We start from the raw sequence: 21259 nt of genomic DNA on the forward strand, positions 1-21259 counted from the left end.
CCTATTATATAGGCTGAATTGGTAGACAAGCTTATTCAAAGCCATTGTTTTGGCTTAATTCTTTGAACCAGTGTCCTGATTTTTTGATAGTTCGTTCTTGGGTTTCCAGATTGAGCTCAATCAAGCCATAGCGGTTCTTATAGCTATTGAGCCAAGACCAACAATCGATAAAGGTCCACATGAGGTAACCTGTACAGTTGGCCCCGTCCTGAATGGCACGATGGAGCTGGCGCAGATGGCCTTTAACAAAGTCAATTCGATAATCGTCTTGGATCATGCCATTTTCACGGAATTTCTCTTCACCCTCGACTCCCATGCCATTTTCCGTCAGGATCCATTCAATATTGCCATAGTTTTCCTTGATATTTTGTGCAATATCGTAAATTCCTTGCTCATAGATTTCCCAGCCACGGTGGGGGTTAATCTTGCGACCAAGCATGACATAAGGCTCATAGAAATGATCTGGCAGAAGCGGCGACTCTGGATGCTTCAAATACTTAGGCGCCGCAACCCGTAGAGGCTGATAATAATTGACACCCAAAAAGTCTACTGTATTTTCCCGAATAGTCTGCAACTGCTCCTCAGTCGTAGTCGGCAAAAGATCGTGCTCGCGCAAAAGATCGACCAGCTCTGCTGGATAATAGCCCAAAACAGATGGATCCAAGAAAGACTTGGCTTGGAAGAGCTCAGCAATACGAGCTGCCTTCAAGTCCGCCGGATGCTGGCTGCGTGGATAAGCTGGTGTCAGGTTTAGGATAATGCCGATTTTGTAGTCTGCTCCAACCTCATGGCAGGCTTTCACTGCTAAAGAGCTAGCTAGCTGGGTATGATAAGCGACCTTGACCGCAGCCTGAGCGTCCACTTTATTAGGATAATGCCCATCATAGAAATAGCCAAACTCAACCGGTACGATAGGCTCGTTAAAGGTCACCCATTGGTCCACCAAGTCACCGTAGCTTTCAAAGCAGAAACGAGCATAGTCTACATAGGCATCAACTGTATCCAAGCTTTCCCAGCCTTCCTGTGCTTCCTGCAAGGCAAAGGGCAGGTCAAAATGATAAAGATTGACAATCAAGCGAATACCCTTGGACTTGATTCTTTCAAAAACCTTGCGATAGAAGTCAACTCCCACTTGATTAACTGGTCCACGACCATCTGGAAAAATCCGTGACCATTGAATAGAAGTCCGAAAGGCCGTGTGGCCTGTTTCGACTAAAAGGTCGATGTCTTGCTCCCAATTTTCATAAAAAGTGGATGCCTTGGCAGGGCCAATTTCGTTATAGAAACGATGGGGTTCTTGGCTAAACCAATAGTCCCAAAGGTTATCTCCCTTTCCATCTCCTGAAATCCGCCCCTCCGTTTGCGGACCCGATGTAGAAGATCCCCAGACGAAACCTTTTGGAAATTGAATCATATTTTATTTACCTCTCGATTTATCTTTACACCTCATTATATAAAGACCTTCTGCCAAAAGAAAGCAACAGTCTATTCAAATTTCTCCACTGATTAAAGACATTTGTGATTGCGAAAACTAAAAGTTCATTTAAAAAACGCAGACAAATTGTCTACGTTTCATCATCTTTACTGATCAATAAACTGTTTTCTCTGTTTCGAAATCAAAGAAATGCGCCTTGTTCAAGTCGAAGCCAAGGTCAATTCCAACACCTGTCTCCAAGTGGTCACGAGCATCTACACGTGCGATGAACTCGCTGTCGCCAACTTGACAGTAAAGGTGAGACTCAGAACCCAAAAGCTCAGAGACAGAAATGGTCGCATGAACCACAGAATCTGGGAAGGTCTCCAAGAAAGCAGCTTCTGTATTGATATCTTCTGGACGAATACCGAAGATCAATTTCTTACCGTCATAGCCCTTCTCACGCAGCACCTTCAGTGTTCCTTCTCACGCAGCACCTTCAGTGTTCCTTCTGGAACCGTCAAACGCAAGCCATTGGCAACAATTTGATTTCCCTCAAGTGTCACAGTGATAAAGTTCATCGCTGGGCTACCGATGAAGCCTGCCACAAATTTATTAACTGGGTGGTTGTAGACTTCTTGTGGGCTACCGATTTGCTCTACTCGACCAATCGTTCCAGTTCCAGCAGGGTTCTTGGTTGCTGACATGATAACAATGCGGTCTGCAAGCGTCATCGCTTCTGTCTGGTCGTGGGTAACGTAAATGGTTGTTGCTCCGATACGGCGGTGGATTTTGGCAATCTCAGCACGCATGGACACACGCAACTTAGCATCCAAGTTAGACAGAGGCTCGTCCATTAGGAAAACCTTTGCATCACGTACGATAGCACGACCCATGGCAACACGCTGACGTTGACCACCTGACAAGTCCGCCGGCTTGCGATCCAAGAATTCTTTCAAACCAAGGATTTCAGCTGCTTCTTGCACCCGTTTGTCGATATCTTCCTTGCTGTACTTGCGCAGTTTCAGTCCGAAAGCCATGTTGTCATAGACCGTCATGTGCGGATAGAGGGCATAGTTCTGGAAGACCATAGCAATATCACGATCTTTCGGTGCCACGTCATTGACCACTTTACCATCAATCGAAGCTGTTCCTTCTGTGATATCCTCAAGACCCGCAATCATACGCAGCGTTGTCGATTTCCCACATCCTGACGGACCAACGAAAACGATAAACTCCTTGTCCTTGATGTCCAAATTAAAGTCTTCAACAGAATAGTGCTCACTGTTTGGATACTTCTTATAAATATTTTTAGATTTAATTCAACCATAAGCTTCTCCTAACTCCTTTACCATATTGTAAGTTCTTTCTGCTTGATTATATCACGAATAGCAGGCCCTCACACTGACTCTTCTATATCTTTTTTTCTACTTTTTTTAGCATTAATATAGAAAAGAAATAAAGGTTCACTCACTTCAGCGATTTCATCACTCAACTTGCTTCCGATAGGCCTTAGGCGACTTGCCACACAGCTTCCGAAAGACTTTGTAGAAATAACCAACATTGCTATATCCAACTGCATAACAAACGTCTTCTATACTGTCATTTTTGGCAAGTAAGAGCTGCTGGGCAGCCTTGATGCGCTGCTTATTTAGCAACTCTGCAAAAGTGGAGTTGGTCTCCCGCTTGATTAGCTGCCCCAAATAAACTGGATTGATGTAGAGTTCCTTGCTGATATCTTTTAGGGATAAGTCTTTTTGATAATCACGACCAATCACCTCCAAGACATTAGCAACATTCTCATTCATTCGATACTGGGCGAACAAATCTGAGAGCTGATCTTTCATATAAGCCAGCAAGTCTGCAAAGGTGTTTGTGCTTTCAATTTTTTTGATAATGGTTGTCATATCATCTGATTTTAAATGTTGAAACAGATGGTAAACATCCATGATAAACTGAATGAACAACTGTTTGGTAATTGAAACTTCAGGCGTATTTTGCAGCACGACATCCTTGAGCAAGTCCAATTCGTCCAAAATCTGACCAATATTTCCTTGTATAATCACGCGATAAATGGGCTCATAGTAGCTAAAGAGCGGATTAGTTTCTTGCAAGCTAACTGTTCCATAAAAAAGACTTTTTTCTAGATTTAGCTTGAAAGCCTGCAGGACTTGTTTATAAGGAGCTGTGAATTCTTCCAGATAGAGCGCTTCTTCCTTTTGCGAGGATAAAAACAAATAGCCTGTCTGTCCCAAAATACTATAAGGAAGCGAAACTAGGCCTTTTTCTTGAGCAGCTGCTCCCAACCAGACACTATCGAAGGATTTGAGATAAGTAGCTATTTCATCTTCGCTTGTCTCTTCTTTAAAAATCAGCTCTAGTTGATTATTGGAAGAACGGTCAAATTCCCTTTCCAATTTTTCTAAGATTGCTGCCAGTTCGACCTTATCGACCGGCTTCACCAGATAATCTGCCACCTGCAAATTGAGGGCGGTTTTGACATATTCAAATTCTTGATAGCCTGAAAGAATGATAAAAGCTGCATTAGGCAGAGAATTCTTCATCTGCTCAATCATCTGCAAGCCATTCATCCCAGGCATATTGACATCGGTAATGACCAAATCCACAGGATTGTCCTTAATATAGGCGAGGGCCGTTTCTGCATCATTAGCTGTAGAAACAACCTGCATATTCCACTTTTCAAAAGGAATCAGCACCTTCAAGCCTTCTGTGATCATGTATTCATCATCGACTAATAATACTCTGTACATCTTTTTTCTATTCATCCTTAATTTCTATAATATAGGTCACTCCTTGGTCCTGTTGCGATTTCAGTCGGATACTGTAACGGTCGCCAAAAAAGAGCAGGAAGCGTTCATGAATATTCCGAATACCAATGGATCTTTGCTGTTCTCGATTCTGGGCATCCATTAGCTCTCGGCTGGTCAGAATGTCTTGGATTTCGGCCAAACGGTCAGCTGGGATGCCTCGACCATTGTCTTGGATCATCAACCTTACAGCGCCGTCTATCTTTTGAGCCTTGACACTGATGACATTATCCTGCCTGCGGTAGTCGATGCCATGGGCAAAGTAATTTTCAATCAGCGGCTGAATACTAAACTTGGGAATCATCATTTCTTCCAAGCCTTCTTCAATTTTGAAGCCATAGGCCACTGATTTGGGGTGCCGAACCATGCAAAGATAGCTATATTTCCGACAAAATTCCAATTCATTTTTCAAACTGCTTCTGGATTCATCTGAGATATTATTTCTCAGCAGACTGCTAAATTCATAGATAATATCTGCCAACTCTTCCTGCCGCTGCATGACTGCATACATCCTGATGAATTCCAAGGTATTGTACATAAAATGAGGATTGATTTGCGCCTGCAAGGCCCTCATATTAGCATCTTTTTGGCTAATCTCCAAACGATAAATATCCCGAATACTCTTGTCCAGACTGTCCAACATGGTATTGGTCGTTGTCGCAATCAGAAGCAACTCCTGCTCCTTGGTCTCTGTCGCAATGCGCTTCTGATTTTCACCATCCGTGATGAGATGAAGCGTATCCACAATATCAACGACCTGTCTCTGGTAATTGAGAAAGATCCTCTGCAAAGCGGCATATAAAACTCCAACCAAAACCAGACCAGAAAAAATAATCAAACCAGTGCTGAAAACCGTCTTCTCTATCACGTAATGCGCAGGCACGGCCGTCTGGATAGTATAATTGTAAATGGTTTCTTTTTTGATCCAGTCGTCTTGGCCAATTCCTTTTGTATCGCCAAAATGCAGGATTTCTTTTTTATAAGGCGAAATAACGCTGAGAGCGAGTGGAACATCGCCCCGCGTATTATCGACAACCTTGTTGAAGACCTCCTCATCAATCCGAATGTAAATCGTTCCAATGACTTGATCGACTGTCTTATCATAAATCGCAATGGGAAAGGCTTCTCGTGCAGGCCTGAATTCTTCAGCTGGAAGCTGCATGCCGCCGCGGGCTTGCCTTGTAGAAACAAAAACGGTTTTGTAATCATTTAAGGCAATATCAATGCCCATGATAAATTCATTTTCAATATAAATATCATTGATATTTTTATGAAGGGATACCTGAACATAAGTCGGTACATCCGCAGATAAGCGCCAACTCGCATACTCAGAGGGACTCATGATAAAGTAGTTATAAATCCCGTCCAACTTTGCTCGATTTTCGACCAAACTTTGAGCTAGCTGATTAGCCCGACGGTTATAATAATCCACTTCGTCAGCCAATCGAGTAGCTGCTCGCTGTGCAATCTGCTTGGTTTCATTATAGCGGCTCTGCCAACCGGAATAGGACAGGATGATACCCAAGCATCCCACAATCGCCACCATAATGACAGCATAGACTTTTAGTAAAGAATGGAGCCAAAATTTCTTCATGATTTTTCTGTTTTCAACTTAGACTGAATGGTTTGGTAAATCGGGTCTAGGACATCACTGATAAAAAAGTGCCAAAGCCCAATAAAAACAAAGAAGAGTAGAGCCGGCATAAAGTAGCTGGCAATCAATAGCAAGATTGTCCCCAATAAAAGTTTCAGCATGGCTGAAATATTGAGAAAAACACCAATCAGAGATAATTTTAAGCTATTTTTATAAGAAAAATCAAAAAAAACCTGCAATTTCAAATAGACTGCATACACTGCTGGCGCCAAAAGCAAAAAGAGCAAATTTGCAATCGTCAACAAGAGATAAAGGATCGTTTGGTGAGGAAGCTGGATGAGGAGATAAATTCCATAAGACAAAAGAGCCTGCACTGCAAACAAGGTCAAGAAAACTTTATTTGTAGCAAGGAAATTTTCCTTAAAGAGAGCCCATGCTTCTTTCCAATGATATTTCTTATAGTCATAGCCATATTGATGAAAGAGGGTCATGAGCACACAGCCCGCTGGAGCAAGCCCAAAAACAAGGCCTCCGCACAGGGCCAATACCCAAAAAATAGCGGACGCAAGCATGGCCATATAAATTCGTTGAAAAATCCACTCAACTAGTCTTCCCATTGTTTTTCCTTTCTGTTCTTTACATTCTGTACATTATAAAATTATAACACATTTCAACCGTTTCCAAAAATTCCTCTCAGTCAAAAGAAGAAAAATCCTCCTCAAAATATGACGAGGAGGATTTATGATTTTGCTTATTTCTTAGCAGCAAGGAATTCGTCGTATTGTTTTTGCATTTCTTTCAATACTTTATCGTATGCTCCTTCAGATTTCAGTTTGTCCATCATCTTAGGAATTTCAACGTCAGGATCAACTGTACCAGTGTTGATAGCAGTATCGTATTCTTTCATTGTGTTAGTGATGCTAGATACTTCTGCTTTAACTGGGTCTACATTGAAGTTAAATCCAAGAGCTGGTGATTCTGGTGCTTCTGCAAGAATCTTCTTAGAATCTTCGATTTGTTGATCTGTTACGTTTTCATTGATGTAAAGGATCCAGTTGTTACCTGTGTTCCAGCCAGACATGTGGGTGTTACCATTGTAGCCTTCCAAAGTACGAACGCGGTTTTCTTTACCTTCAACTTTTTCCCAGTTTTCGCCTTCTGGTCCATATACAAGGCCGTTCAGCAATTCAGGATTAGTGTTAAGCAAAGTCAACAATTCCATTGATTTTTCTTTGTTCTTAGAGTTGTTTGAGATAACGAAGTTCGCTACTTGAGTAGTTTGGCTCTTCTTGTAGTTCTTAGTCAGCTGGCTGATTTCGATCTTACGGTTAGCTACACGAGAAAGCAAGCTGTTACCATAGTCAGCAGGTCCTACTGTTTCTTCACGAACGAACCAAGAATCTTCAGACAATTGATACGCAGTATCGCTAGTTGCTACGTCTTTTGGAATATAGCCAGCTTGATAGTACTTATGGATGGTTCTGAGGCTATCCAAGAAACGAGGAACTTCGTAACGGTTTACAATCTTAGTTGTATCGCCTTCCAAGTCAATAACGAAAGGAAGTCCGTTCGTTACAGGATAATCAAAGTTGTCAGATGGGATAAAGTTCTTACCGATAGCGAAAGGAACAACTTTTGGATCTTTTTCTTTAGCAGCTTTCAAAACTGGTTCCAAATCTTGGTAAGAATGGATATTTGAAATATCGCTGATACCATATTTTTCAAGAAGTGGTCCGTTGAAGGCAAAGTTTTGTGAAGAAGTTACATTGGCATTAACTGGAACAGCATAGATTTTACCGTTGACAGTGTTTCCTTTGATGTAAGCTGGGTCTAAAGAATCGTAAAGTTTTTTACCTTCTTTTTTGTAGAGCTCAGTCAAGTCAGCATAAGCGCCTTTTTGGGCATTGATGACATAATTTTGAGCGAAGGCGATGTCGTAGTTTTCACCTGATGAAGTGATAACGTTCATTTTTTGTTCGTAGTCACCCCAACCGATGTATTCAATATCCAACTTAGCATCAATTTCTTTGCCGATAATCTTGTTAGCATTTTCGAGCAATTTGTCCAAATTGTCTGGTTTGTCACCGATTTGGTACATCTTGATAACTGTCTTACCATCATCAGTTTTTGATGATTTTTGGTTGTCACCAGTAAGACTACCGCAACCTGCTAGAAGTCCTGAGAAAGCTAGGAAGCTAGCAGAAGCTAGGGCATATTTTTTCCAATTTTTCATAGAAAATCTCCTTTTAATTTTTATATACAAATTTAATGATGTGAGTTTTTAGTAGTAAAAACTCTGAGACTAAAGGGGCAAGCTATTCTTTGACGCCTCCGATAGTCAATCCCTTAACAAAGTAACGTTGGAAGAATGGATAGACGCAAGCGATTGGCAAGGTTGCAATTACGACCATAGCCATACGACCAGACTCTTTAGGGAGAGATCCTGTCAAGCCTGCAAGCTGAGCACTCGCTCCCGCACTCTTAGACAAGTAGTCCATATTTTGCTGAATCTTCATCAGCAAATATTGAAGGGGAACTAAATTGTCACTGCGAATGTAGAGTAGGGCGTTAAACCAATCATTCCAATAAGCAAGGGCAGTGAAGAGAGTGATTGTAGCGATACCTGGAAGAGATAGTGGCAAGCAGATTTGGAAGAAAATCCGAGTCTCGCTGGCACCATCAATCTTAGCAGATTCAATAATCGCTTCTGGGATCGTTCTCTTGAAGAAGGTTCTCATCAGAATGATATTGAAAGGACTAAGCAGTAGCGGCAAAATCAAAGCCCACACTGTATCTCCTAAACCAAGCAAGTTGGTCATAACGATGTAAGTAGGGATCATCCCTGCTTGGAATAGCATACTTGCCATTGCAAACAAGGTAAAGAAGCGTTTGAATTTAAAGCTGCGACGTGAGATAGCATAGGCGTAAGTTGTTGTGAAAAAGACATTCAAACTAGTACCTACTACCGTAATCACCACTGTCACAAAGAGTGACTGCAAGAGTTTGTCTTTCAGGCTAAGCAAGAATTCATAGCCCGCCCAGCTAAACTGAGATGGCCAAAAGGCAAAACCATTATGAACCAAACTGCTTTCATCTGTCAGCGAGATGATGATGACAAAGAAGAAAGGCAGAACACAGGAAAGCGAGAAGATGGCAATCAAGATGTTAAAGAAAAAATCGGCTTTTTTACTAAAGGAATGAATTCCCACATTATCGACTTTCTCTTTTTGAATTTTTGGGGATTTCATAAATTCCTCCTTCTAAAAGAGAGCAGATTCTTTATCAATTCTGCGGACAATCAGGTTGCTGACGATAACGAGGATACAGCCAACAATTGATTGATAGAGACCCGCAGCTGACGCCATCCCGATATCACCTGTACCGGTCAATCCACGATAGACATAGGTATCCAAAACGTTGGTTACACTATAGAGCGATCCTGAATCATGCGGAACAGTGTAGAACAAACCGAAGTCCGCGCGGAAGATATTTCCGACTGCTAGAATGGTTAGTACTGTGATAAGAGAAGCCAAAGATGGCAAGGTGATATGACGGATACGCTGCCATTTTGTAGCACCGTCGACCGTTGCTGCCTCATAGTAAGTCGGATCAATTCCCATGATACTTGCATAGTACAAAATACTGCTGTATCCTAAGCCCTTCCAGATACCAATGAAAAGGATGAAGGCTGGCCAGAAAGAGACGACTGTGTAAAAGTTGATATTCGGATTGTGCAGTAAATTGTTCAGCAAGCCCTTGCCAGGGTTCAAGAAAGCATCTACGAAGAAACTAATAATAACCCAAGAAAGGAAATACGGAAACAGCATGGTTGTCTGATAAATCTTCACCATCTTTTTCGAACGAAGTTCGCTAAAGATAATGGCAATTCCGACAGAGAAAATCAATCCTAAAATGATGAAACCGCCATTATAAAGAATGGTATTTCGTGTAATCGTATAGGCATCCTTGGAATTAAACAAGAACTTGAAGTTATTGAAGCCCACCCATTCACTGCTCATAAGGCTATGGATGAATCCTTCGCCGCTTAGTTTGAAATTCTTAAATGCAACGACGTTTCCTAAAACTGGTATATAGAAGAACAAAACAAACCAAATAACTCCTGGTAAGACCATGAGCAAGAAAATAAAGTTTTCTTTTAGTGTTTTGATAACCTTATTCATTCAAATCTCCCTTTCTATTGTTTTGATATCGTTTTCATGTTTCTATTATATGCCTTTTTTTGTTCTCATTTAAACTCCTAATTATAGAAAAACTATACAAATTATTTATCTAATATACAGAAAAAAGTAGAGTAGAGGCATGAAAATTTTGATCAAGCAAAGTGTTTACGTTGTGTAAATCGTTGACGCTGTAGCGATAGTGTGCCATTGGTTGGCTGTTGTCGCTATCAGACCTTGCTCCTTATAAAAGTCATTGAAAGGCAAGATTTCTTGCTCTAATTCTTCTACAGAATCAAGCTGACCAGTCGTATATTGCTGCAGGCGTTCCTGCGCCCGTTTGATCCGCTTGAGCAAACCTCCAAAGCGGATATCAATCGTATCCAGACCGAAAATCTTGTTTTCTTGCTGCCATTGATGGCTGAACTGCTCGGCAAAGTCTTCCACTGTTTGATAGAGCAAAGGCAACTCTTTCTCAGCTAGTTCTGCCAAGCGATCCTTGTCTCCTGCACCATAAGCTTTTTGAATGCCAGATGTGACAGCAATCTTCAAGGCCAAGAGCGCATTCAACTGAGCCTGAGTTTCAAAGAGATAGCTATATTCACCAGCTTTGAGGCTGACTTCTTGCAAGGACTGAGCAGCAGCTTCAAAATGCTGCTTGTCTTCTTCCGGTCGGATATGGCGTTCCAGCAAAGGACATAGAATATCCTGATAGAGGATATAACGATTTGGATTGATACCGCTGAGGTTTTCTGGCAAGCCTGGCAAGAGATTGGCCAAGTCTACTTTCATAAAATCATCAAAGGCAAGACCTGTGCTAACTAAGAAATGCTCGGCTAATTTATCTAAATCATTTCGATAGGCCAGTTCTGCCCAAATCTGCAGGGCAGGCAGGATTGAGAATTGAGAGGTTTCTCCTCCATTATCCCCCCAGCCAGTCACTATCACTTCCTTAACATGATTTTGGCGACAGGCTTTATTGGCTTCGAGAGCTACCAAGCGACTGAAATGGTTGTGCGGTGTAAAGCCAATCCACTTCCAAGCACCGCCAGCAAAGGCAATGTCCTGACTGATTTTGTGATGATTTTGGAAGTTACGGTTGTATTTTTCCTCGCTATCCTGATAGTAATCCCAGTAAACCAAGGTCACACGTTCTTTGAGACGATCCAGAGAAACGCGGGTCTCCTCAGGAATTTCCACATCACGGTCGTACTGGCCATCTGCTGACATGAGCTTGAAGAACATATCGCTCCACATCTGGCAGTGGAAACCGTACTTATCAGCGATATCCAGCACGCGCTCAAGGTGTTGGCACATGAGAAGACTGCGATTTTGGAAACCATGCTGAATCAAATAGCGTCCGAGCCCAACCAAGTGGGCTTCGTCCATCCCGATATTTATCTTACGTGTACGAAGCTGGGACATCGTCTTAAACATGCCTTCGATAAGATCATAGACCTTTTCTTCCCCGATCAGTAAAATATCCTCCACATCTCGAAGTTCCTGCACTTCCTTGACACCCCATTTGACAAAAGCTGACAGATGGGCCAAGGTCTGAATGCAAGGCACGAAGGTCAAATCAAAATCTGCAGCATAGGCCTCAATCTCTTGCAATTCTGCAACAGTGTAGCGACCTCTGAAATAGCCAAAATAGGGCTGGCTTTCGATCTCATAGGTATCTTCCATGTAAAGTTCAAAAGTAGAATACCCCATCAAGGTCAAGACTTCAATCATTTTCTTAGCCGAGTTCAGATTCAAGACGGCGTTGCGAGAGCAGTCGGCCATATAGGCCAAGTCCTCATAAGCCGCTCTTTCCTCGATCTCCACTTCATCCTGCCCTTCTTTAAGGGCGGCAGACAAGAGGGCTAAAGCTCGATAGAGCTGATGAGGCTTATGATAGCTGACTTGATAACGTCCCTGGCAGCCTTCCACCTTGATCGAGACAGCCGAGTTAGGGACAAGACGGACTTCAATCTCACCTAAGTTCAAATATTTTTCTAAGCGGGCAAGAGCCTTTTCTTGCTTGCTTGATAATCCTAAGAATGTGGCCATTGGCCTTCCTCCTGTAACCAGTTTACTAAAGCGCCATAAAGATTGGCTTCCCCCTTATAGGTACACGCTAAAATTTCTGGCACCACCGAATACTCTTCATAGCGATCGACATAATAAGCAATCTCTGAGCGGACACCTTGGATGAAGTCTGGATTTTGACTGATGGAGCCGCCCAAGCTAATCACATCTGGATCAATGAGATACTGGATATTGAGCAAACCTTGTGCAAGATTGCGGTTCATCCGCTCGATGGCTTCTTGGCAAAGGGTGTTTCCTGCCGCAGCTTCTTGGTAAATCCTGCGTCCATCCCAGTCGTTTTGGCCAGATTTTTCAATAACATAACGCACCATGTTTCCAGTTGAGGCAAGTTGCGACCAGTTATTGAGTTTTTCAGCAGGTGATAGGGTTGTCATATAGCCAAACTCCCCACCCAAACTGTGGCGGCCACGATGGAGCTTGCCATTGATAATCATTGCTCCGCCAATTCCAGTGCCGATAACCACACAGGCTGCATTTTCCAGCTCTGGATGGGCCAGAAGTTCACTCAAACCAACACAGTTGGCATCATTTTCTAAGTGAACCGGCAAGCCGTAAGACGCCAGCTTATCATACCAAGAAAAACCATGAACATAAGGAACAGCGCTAATTCCACCAATGACTCCTGTTTCTCGGTCAACCGCCCCGGGCACACTCATGGCAATGCCTTGGTAAGCTCGCTTGGAAAGGCAAGAATCCAGCCAAGTCAGCAAGTCATCTAAATTGTCTGGTGTAGCAAGCTCTTGCTTTTCCCGTATCTCTCCTTCTTTGGACATAGCCGCAAACTTGATACCTGTACCGCCTATGTCAATTGTTGCAATAAGCATCTTTTCTCCTTTCTCTGTTTTCTAGAACTTGCAAGGCAATAGGGCAAGGAACTAAATTTTTAAATATTTAGTCCATTGCCCTAGCCTCCTCTTTTTAATCTTTTTCCAAGAGCTCTGTGCGAATTTCCTGTGGCCCTAAGGTTCCATCCTTTTCTGGAAGCACTTCTTCCAAAAGGTTGACTAGGGTTTGGGAAGCAGTTGTTACTTCTTGCTCTTCTTGGGTCATATTGTAGTAACGAAGTACGATACCTGACTCATCTTCAGCCACTTTCAGGGCTGTCGGGCAGATTTCTGCTAGGTTCAAAGCAGGGTGATCCAAGGCTTGTCCAGCTGCCGCAACACTTCCTTCTTGTTTGGCAATTTGCAGAGCTGTCAATGGTGTTTGAAAGGCTTTGGCCCGACGGTAAGCAGCAAATCGCTCTTGTGGTTGGTGGCATTCTACTGTGTATTCGACTTGGAAATCACGCAAGCACTGCGCTTCTGGCGTTGGGAAGTAGCCCCAGTCGCCCAGCTCACCTGTTGCCCGCAGAATAGTGACCGCAATCGTATCGTCGTCTAAAATCTCGTATTCATTTAGACCCTTATTAGCAACTGTGACTGCTTTTTGGTCATCATAAAGACTGACGAAGGCTTGTTGGTGCTGTGGATTTTCTGGATTTTCCCATGAGGCAGCTGGTTGGTTGTTGCGACGAACCACTTCGTAAATACTGTCTGAATCGTTGGTTTTACTGCTATTGTGAGTCCTGAAGAGAACACGGATGCGGTGATCCTTAGCGGTATTGGTAAAGCGAGTCTTAAAGCGCAATTGCGGACTGTCCGCAAAGACTGTCAGCTCAGTTGTCAAGATCATAGTTGTCAATTCTGACGAACGACCTGCTGAGCGCTTCATAAACTCAACGATGCCCTTTTGTTCCTGATTCAATAGTTCGTCTGCGCTTACTGGCAAGGTCAATTCATGGCTTAATTCCACCTTGGTATAGCGGGCATTGTTTTCCAACACCTTAACGCCAGCCAGTTTTGCATAGATTGGCTCTGTATTTTTTGGTTGGAAGTAAATATACTCATTTCCAATGTCGCCCCGATCTTCAAATCGGAGGAAGTCTTCATAGGCTTCGTGGGTCGTCTTATCATAGACGGTCAAGTCTTCATCAAAGCTGATAGTCACAAATGGAGTGTCAATCACGCCATTGCGGTAGAGGCCTTCATGCTCTTCTTTTGCACCAGGAAGCAATTGGAAAGTTTTCCAAGCCAGAGGGGCTAGATGAATCGGCAAGGTCACGCGCAACTGACGAGCAATATAGGCCTGACGAAAGCGGTCTTTCGGTAGGTCATATTGGAAATTAGCTCCCAAATCCTCGATTTTAGCTTCGACATAACGACCATCCAAATCCTTAACAATCAAGTCTGGAATCGTCAATTCTGCCATTCTTCGATAGGCTTCTGTCGGATGTGCTTCCTTGAAATCACAAGTCGCAAAGGTCACATCCACAGAAACCGTATCAATCTTATCATGGAGCCCAGTATTGACAACGGTGAAGAGCAGGTCACTCTCAGCTTGGCGGCTATCTAGCTCTTGCTTCCATTCTTCCAGCAGGTTGCCTTTGACAAATTCGCCCACTTGGTTGACCTTGGCGAAGCGGATCTCCATTTCGCGGTGAACTTCGTCGACACTGCAGCCACAAATACTATCGTGCGGAGCATTTTGCAAGAGGGTCTTCCAAGCATAAGTCAGCTGGTCTTTGTGATTGTGACCGCCTGTGATAACAGTCAGCGGCTCAACCACCTGCTCTAGCAAATTGCTGTTTTCTTGGAAAGCCTGCTTCAGATAAATGCGGGCTGAAGAGGTATTAGCCAAAGTGTACCAACCATCCGTTTCTTGGCTGGTTAACTCGCCTTGAACTGTAGACAATTCCTCAGGCAGAGCAGCTTCCACAGCTTGCATATAGTCATCAAAAGAACTGTGGACAAAGTTGATTTCTGGATAAAGCTCATTGGCTACTCGGATGGCTTGGCTGAGGTCGCGCTGAACTGGCTGGTGGTCACAGCCATTCATCATTAGCCATTGATTGGTAGAAGCATAGCTCTTCACGTCAGCCAGCTTCTGCTCCCAGAAAACTTTCGCTTCTTCTGGATCTGTTGGGATTTCATTCCCATTGCTGTACCAGTTGGCAAAGAGGATGCCTAGGACTTTACTGCCATCGGCACCTTGCCAGTACATTTCAGAATACTGAGAAGTGAATCGCTCGTCCTCCAAAACTTGGTTGTCAAAGCCGATTGGCTTCACCCCACGACCGAAAGCAGCTATATGAATGCCTGATTGCTGCAAGAGCTGAGGCGCTTGTCCCATATTTCCAAAAGTATCTGGGAAATAACCAATCTGAGTGGACTTGCCCCATTTCTTGCACTCTTGCTGACCAATCAAGGTATTGCGGACATTGGCTTCGCTAGAAATCAAATAATCATCCTGCAAGATATAGAAAGGCCCGATCTTCAGCTTGCCCTCGTCAATATAGCGCTGCAGTTTGTCGCGATTTTCCGGACGGATTTCCAGATAATCATCCAAGACAATGGTTTGCCCGTCTAGGTGGAAGCTTTTGAATTCTGGATCATGTTCAAACAAATCAAAGAGATTGTCAAAAAGCTCGACCAGCTGCATACGGTGGGATTCAAAGGGGAGATACCATTCGCGATCCCAGTGGCTGTGAGAAATGATATGTACAGTAATATTTTCCATTTTTGTTCCTTTATTTATTAATTCTAAACCTCAATTTTAAATCATAATAATCTAATACCAGTTCGCAGAACATCATGTTGGCCCAGCTGAACCATTCACGAGAATATTTGGTTGGGTCGTCCACATGGAAGCTTTCGTGCATGACACCTGTGCCACCATCGCAGGCCACGAGCAAGTCCAAAATTCGACGTTTTTCTTCCTTATCGTGTGTAGTCAAGCCTTGAATGGATAGAGCAATCGGCCAGATATAGCGGTAGAAGGTGTGCGAGCTACCAAGTCCTGCAGCATATTTACCCTCATAATAGTAAGGATTTTCTGGGCTCAGGATGGTGCGGCGTGTCGCTTGGTAGACTTCGTCGTCAATGGAGCAAAAGCCTAGATATGGAGCTGCCAAAAGACTTGGTACATTCGGATCGTCCATAATGCTGGCATTCCCCAGACCGTCTACCTCAAAAGCGTAAATCTTTTCACCCTCGGCATTTTGGGTGTAGGCGTAGTTTTCAATTCCTTCCTTGATTTCCTTTTGCAGGCGCTGCGCATGCGGAACAATCTCCTCAGCACCCTCTAAGTTCAATTTTTCAAAAATTTCTGCCACATAGCCCAAAACAACTGTTGCAAACATATTAGACGGTACCAGATAGCTGTAGATACAAGCATCATCACTCGGACGGAAGGCTGACCAAGTCATGCCTGTCACTGCAAAATCAGGTCCTTTGCCATCATTGACCAAGGTATCTTCCTTGCGATCTGTATCACGGACAAAGCGATAAGAAGACTGGCTATGATCCTGCTCGATCGTCCAAACTCGTAGAATTTCTCTTACTCCAGCAACAAAGGTAGCGTCTAGATGACTCGTTTCCCCAGTTTCTTTCCACAAGAGATAAGCTAGCTGCAGAGGATAGCAGAGAGAGTCCACTTCGTACTTGCGTTCCCAAATCCAACCAGACAACTCTGTATGGTCTGTTTCATGGTGACCTTTCCAGTTGTCAGCGATATTAAAGGCATTGGCATAAGGATCTTTGAGAATTAGCGTCATCTGACGTTTGACCAAGCCAGCAATCGTTTGACGAATTTTTGGATCTTGCTTGGCTACAAAGAGGTAGGGCTTGAGCTGAGCAGTCGAATCCCGTAGCCACATGGCTGGAATGTCGCCTGTCAGCACAAAAGTAGACCCATCCTCTAAAATTTCGACCGTGTTGTCCAAGGTATCCGTATAGCAACGCTCAAAAACAGAGACCCAAGTCGGATGATCTTGAGCTAACTGGGCGATAGACTCCAACCATTTCCCAACAATTTCTTTAGAATAAACCATATTCATTCTCCTTTTTCATACTCGTTTACATTCTCTAGTATAGGCTAAACAGTTTTTAAAATATATACACAAACTAAAGGCCTTTCGATAATATATTTTTGCCTTGTCCGCTGCTTCCTGATTCATGTTATAATCAAGACAAAGCAAGCCGGATTGAAGGAGATTTTCCATGAAAACAATACTAGAAACGATTGATACCCGCTATGGAACAGACAATTCCCATAGCTTTTCCCACGGCAATACCCTACCCTATACAGGGGCACCATTCGGCATGAATTATTTTGTTCCTCAGAGCAGCCATACAGACGGCGCTTGGTTCTTTAAACCAGACTTGCCCATTTTTCAAGGCATTCGTCTGACCCACCAGCCCAGTCCTTGGATTGGGGACTTCTCTTGGCTCTTGCTCACACCTGTCACCGAAAAGATCAGCAAGCCTGATATCTATCACCGCCAGTCGTCATATCGAACGGACGAGAGCATTTTTCATCCACATTATTTAAAAATTCACTCCAACCGTTATCAAGTCCGCACGGAACTGACTCCGACTACTTACGGAGCCTGCTTTCGCCTCACAAGCCAATTGGCCCAGCCTATCAGCCTTATCCTGCACAGCGAGGCTCAGACTCATTTTCATATGCTGGACGCCTACACGCTTATAGGCAGTTTGAAAGAAGAAACCAATCCAGCCAAGCAAGCTCTGACCATGCATGTCTGCCTGCGCTTTGACCAGCCCATTCAAGCCAGTCATGCCCTTGGAGAGGACTTGGTTCTAGACTTTGAGCAGGGACAACTACAATTCGTCCTAGCAACGTCCTTTATCTCGGAAGAACAAGCCGTGACGAATCTGCCCCAAGCTGACTTTGATAGGGTGAAAGAGCAAACCAAACAAGCCTGGGAAAGCTATCTCCACCGATTTGATGTTGTGGAGCAGGAGAAAGTTGACCGCCGCATATTCGACCAGACTCTTTACCGCCTCTTCCTCTTTCCTCAGACCTTTTATGAAATAACTCCTAAAGGACAAGAAATTCATTGGGACTTTACCCATCAAACTGTCCAGTCTGGCAAATTCTATACTAATATCGGTTTTTGGGATGGTTTTCGTACCAATTTTCCTCTACTAGCTCTTATTGCACCAGACATCTATCATGACTTTCTAGAAGGATTTCTGAATTTCTACAAAGAAACGGGCTATCTACCCAAGTGGCTAGCTCCTGATGAACGGGGCATGATGCCAGGCACCTTGATTGACGGTGTTATTGCGGATGCCGCTGCGAAACATCTTATTCCCGATCTAGAACAGGAATTGTTCCAAGCCATGCTAGACACAGCCGAGAAAGAAGATCCTTCCAAACGTTACGGCCGATACGGGGCTAGCGACTACCGAGCCTTGGGCTACCTGCCAACAGATTATCATGAAAGCGTCAGCCACACGCTAGACTATAGTTACAGCGACTTTTGCATTTCCAGCCTAGCCAGCAAACTCCACGAGGAACAAGTAGCCCAGCGATACGGCCAGCAGGCACGCCATTACCAAAACCTTTTTGACTCAGAAACGGGCTATATGCGGGCCAAAGACCGACAAGGACAATTCCGAGCCAACTTTTCTCCTTACAGCTGGGGACGAGATTACGCAGAATGCTCTGCTATTCAAAATACGCTCAGCGTCTTCCATGATATCGAAGGCTTAAAAGAGCTCATGGGCGGTGAGGCAGCCTTTACCGATTATCTGACTAGGCTCTGTCAGGATCAGCCTTATTTTGATGTCAGAGGCTACGGCTACGAAATTCATGAAATGAGCGAGATGGCGAATGCCCACTTTGGCCAGCTAGCCATTTCCAATCAACCTAGTTTTCATATCCCTTATCTTTTCCGCTATAGTGCCAAGCCAGAATATACTAGTCTCCTAATCAAAAGCTTGAGAGAAGAGGCTTTTCAGGCTAGTTGGCAGGCTTTCCCTGGTGACGAAGACAATGGCAGCCTCTCTGCTTGGTATATCTGGAGCGTCTTGGGGCTCTATCCGACCTGTCCTGGCAAGCCTCACTATGACTTAGGTATTCCTCTCTTTGACCATCTGCGTCTCTACCTGCCACAAAGTCAAAAATGGCTTGATATTTACGCTCATGATAACTATCCCCACTTCCAGTTTGTGAAAAAGGCAGAATTAGACGGACGAAGCCAGCAGCGAATTTCCCATGAGGACTTACTGGCTTCTGACAGACTGGACTTCTACCTGTCTTGGTTGCCAAATTCATCCTCTACACAATCATAAAAACAGCAAAAGGAGGCTAGGACAAAAGTCCTAGCCTCTCAATTTTCTTTGGATTTTCGAGCAAGACGCAGTGGTTGGAGTGGGCGTCTATTACGCTGATTTCATCAGCTTTTACAGCCCTACTCAACTGTGCGGAGGTGAGACGACGAAATCGAATTCTAACGAATTACCGATTGCTGTCCCACTCTCTTTTCTCATTCTAACTCCCCTTGACCTCAATCTTGAGTCTGCTTTGACGACCATCCTCTCGGCTGGCGCAAAGGTAAAAATTCAATTCTTGCTGACCCGTAAAAGGCAAGGTTGATAAAGTCAACTCTTTGTCGCTCTCGCCCGAAGCAAAGCTCACATCCCAGATTTGATCCTCATAAGCCGTTCCGTGCGTTCCTGTTCCAGGCTCCGTAACCAGTCGGATCTGCTCCGCCTGTTCCAGCCCATCTAAACGACGCAGACGAATCTGATTTGATTGCCCCCCGATTACTGTGTCCTCTGCTTGTGAAAGCACCAAACCAGAAGGCCTCTTCTCTTCCTCCATGATCGCTGGTGTCCTGTACACGCCCAGCTTACTCAACAGTGGCAAGGCTTGGAAATCCGTCAAAATCAAGCGTAAGTGACGAGCCTCGACCATTTCGCCCAAAAGCAGACGCTTATAGCCAATCGTCTGACCACGGGCAAAGACAGTCCAACCATCCTCTTTCTTCACTTCCAGGATAAAGCCTGCGACCCGTTGCCCTTTGGCAATCGGTTCTCTGATTTCTAGCAGATTAAAAGTGCAGCTGCGACCTAGGTCGATCTCCAAGACATAGGAACCCTCCTCCGAATTCGGAGCCCAGAAGGTCTCCCTTTGGCCGTCCGTCAAATTGCTTGCTGGATAGCCTGCCCTTTCACTGCTACTTGTGACTTCAGCCTCCGCAGCCAAGTCTTGATCGTAAAGGCTAGAGATAACCTGATGAAATTCCTGCAGGCGCTGGACATCGACTTCCGCTAACAAGCCCTCCTTGGTCGGAGGCACATTGAGCAAAAGCGGTGTCCCCCGCCCCACCGAAGCCAGATAAATATCCAACAAATCCGCCAAGGACTTGGGTTGCTGACTTTCATGATAAAACCAACCCGAACGCAGGGAAACGTCTGCTTCTCCAACAGAATAGTGCGTACCGTCTGGATCGCCATGGCAAAGATAGACAGGCGGTGTCTGCTCACTCAGCTTTTCCGGTCGAATCTTCTGCCACAAGGGATCGCCAGCTCGGCCACTTTCATTGCCAATCCAACGCAATTCAGTCGCTTCAGTTGAAAAAATGACAGCGTCCTTTTGATAGTGGCGAATGGTTTCAAACCAAGCGTCAAACTCATAGGAAAGCTTTTGAGCCCCTTCTCCACGCGCCCCATCCATCCAGATTTCGACAAATTTTCCTTTATTGCCATAAAGCGGATTACTCAATATTTCTTCTAATTGCTGTTGATAGTACTCATTGTAGGCTTTTTGAGTATCTACGTGATAGAGCGGACTGTGGGCATCCCAAGGCGACAGATAAAGCCCCAAATCCATATCATACTGACTGGCTGAGCGTGAAATCTCAGCCAGGAGATCACCCTTGCCATCTCTCCACGGACTGGCAGCCACCGTATAGTCTGTATAACGACTTGGATAAAGAACAAAACCATCATGATGTTTGACCACGACAATGACTCGTTTAAAGCCTGTTTCTTTCAGAACCCTGATCCACTGGTCTGTATCTAGTTTAGTCGGATTGAAACGCTTGGGATCTTCTTGACCATTTCCCCATTCCTGCTCGTAAAACGTATTGATACCAAAATGGATAAAAGCTGCCAATTCATCTCGATGATAAGCTAGCTGGGCTTCCGAAGGCAAGGGACCAAAATCCGCAATCTCTTCCATTTTTTTCATAAGTCTCGCTATTCCTCATTTCTTCCTAGTCAATCTCTTCTCTAGCTCCACTATAGCAAAAAAAGAAGACGCTAGCAACGCCTCCTTTCCGATTTCCTAAAAAGCCACTCTT

General features: G+C 44.2%; 13 protein-coding genes and 1 pseudogene. 1 reads left to right on the plus strand and 13 read right to left on the minus strand.

All coding sequences use genetic code 11. The annotated features are described in order from the left end of the window. Nucleotides 1-31: 31 nt before the first annotated feature. The 12 genes and pseudogenes from I872_RS09285 to I872_RS09345 form a co-directional block, all read right to left on the minus strand. A complete protein-coding gene (locus tag I872_RS09285; RefSeq protein ID WP_015605835.1) occupies nucleotides 32-1414 on the minus strand; it encodes a glycoside hydrolase family 1 protein in 1383 nt (460 codons plus the stop codon). Nucleotides 1415-1588: 174 nt separating this feature from the next. Beyond that, nucleotides 1589-2744 (minus strand): annotated as a pseudogene (locus I872_RS09295) (ABC transporter ATP-binding protein). 157 nt (nucleotides 2745-2901) lie between these two features. After that, on the minus strand, nucleotides 2902-4185 hold the full coding sequence (locus I872_RS09300; protein ID WP_015605838.1) for a response regulator transcription factor: 1284 nt from the start codon (nucleotides 4183-4185) through the stop codon (nucleotides 2902-2904). Between the two features lie 7 nt (nucleotides 4186-4192). Beyond that, the gene (locus I872_RS09305; RefSeq protein ID WP_015605839.1) at nucleotides 4193-5836 is read right to left on the minus strand and encodes a sensor histidine kinase; all 1644 of its coding nucleotides are present in this window, start codon (nucleotides 5834-5836) and stop codon (nucleotides 4193-4195) included. After that, the gene (locus I872_RS09310) at nucleotides 5833-6453 is read right to left on the minus strand and encodes a DUF624 domain-containing protein (RefSeq protein ID WP_015605840.1); all 621 of its coding nucleotides are present in this window, start codon (nucleotides 6451-6453) and stop codon (nucleotides 5833-5835) included. The genes I872_RS09305 and I872_RS09310 overlap by 4 nt, the downstream gene beginning before the upstream one ends. Nucleotides 6454-6587: 134 nt before the next feature. Next, nucleotides 6588-8069, minus strand: a complete 1482-nt coding sequence (locus I872_RS09315) for an ABC transporter substrate-binding protein (protein ID WP_015605841.1) — start codon at nucleotides 8067-8069, stop codon at nucleotides 6588-6590. An 82-nt stretch (nucleotides 8070-8151) separates the two neighbouring features. Further along, a complete protein-coding gene (locus I872_RS09320; protein ID WP_015605842.1) occupies nucleotides 8152-9084 on the minus strand; it encodes a carbohydrate ABC transporter permease in 933 nt (310 codons plus the stop codon). A gap of 12 nt (nucleotides 9085-9096) precedes the next feature. Further along, nucleotides 9097-10017 (minus strand): ABC transporter permease, encoded by a 921-nt coding sequence (locus I872_RS09325; RefSeq protein ID WP_015605843.1) that lies wholly within the window; start codon nucleotides 10015-10017, stop codon nucleotides 9097-9099. A 165-nt stretch (nucleotides 10018-10182) separates the two neighbouring features. Further along, nucleotides 10183-12066 carry a family 20 glycosylhydrolase gene (locus tag I872_RS09330; protein WP_015605844.1) on the minus strand — a complete coding sequence of 628 codons (1884 nt, stop codon included), beginning with the start codon at nucleotides 12064-12066 and terminating at the stop codon, nucleotides 10183-10185. Further along, the gene (locus I872_RS09335) at nucleotides 12051-12929 is read right to left on the minus strand and encodes an ROK family protein (RefSeq protein WP_015605845.1); all 879 of its coding nucleotides are present in this window, start codon (nucleotides 12927-12929) and stop codon (nucleotides 12051-12053) included. The genes I872_RS09330 and I872_RS09335 overlap by 16 nt, the downstream gene beginning before the upstream one ends. Nucleotides 12930-13023: 94 nt before the next feature. Then, entirely contained in the window at nucleotides 13024-15663 is a 2640-nt protein-coding gene (locus tag I872_RS09340) for an alpha-mannosidase (protein WP_015605846.1), read from the minus strand. Nucleotides 15664-15673: 10 nt separating this feature from the next. Then, complete coding sequence (locus tag I872_RS09345; RefSeq protein WP_015605847.1) at nucleotides 15674-16975, minus strand: glycoside hydrolase family 125 protein; 1302 nt, start codon at nucleotides 16973-16975, stop codon at nucleotides 15674-15676. 169 nt (nucleotides 16976-17144) lie between these two features. On the opposite strand from I872_RS09345, the gene I872_RS09350 reads away from it, so the two are divergent. Beyond that, entirely contained in the window at nucleotides 17145-19244 is a 2100-nt protein-coding gene (locus tag I872_RS09350) for a GH92 family glycosyl hydrolase (RefSeq protein ID WP_015605848.1), read from the plus strand. Between the two features lie 199 nt (nucleotides 19245-19443). Here the strand turns inward: I872_RS09350 and I872_RS09355 are convergent, their stop codons facing one another. Further along, a complete protein-coding gene (locus tag I872_RS09355) occupies nucleotides 19444-21138 on the minus strand; it encodes an alpha-L-fucosidase (protein ID WP_172456460.1) in 1695 nt (564 codons plus the stop codon). Between the last annotated feature and the right edge of the window lie 121 nt (nucleotides 21139-21259).

The sequence above is a fragment of the Streptococcus cristatus AS 1.3089 genome (assembly GCF_000385925.1).
In the GTDB taxonomy this organism is placed as follows: domain Bacteria; phylum Bacillota; class Bacilli; order Lactobacillales; family Streptococcaceae; genus Streptococcus; species Streptococcus cristatus_B.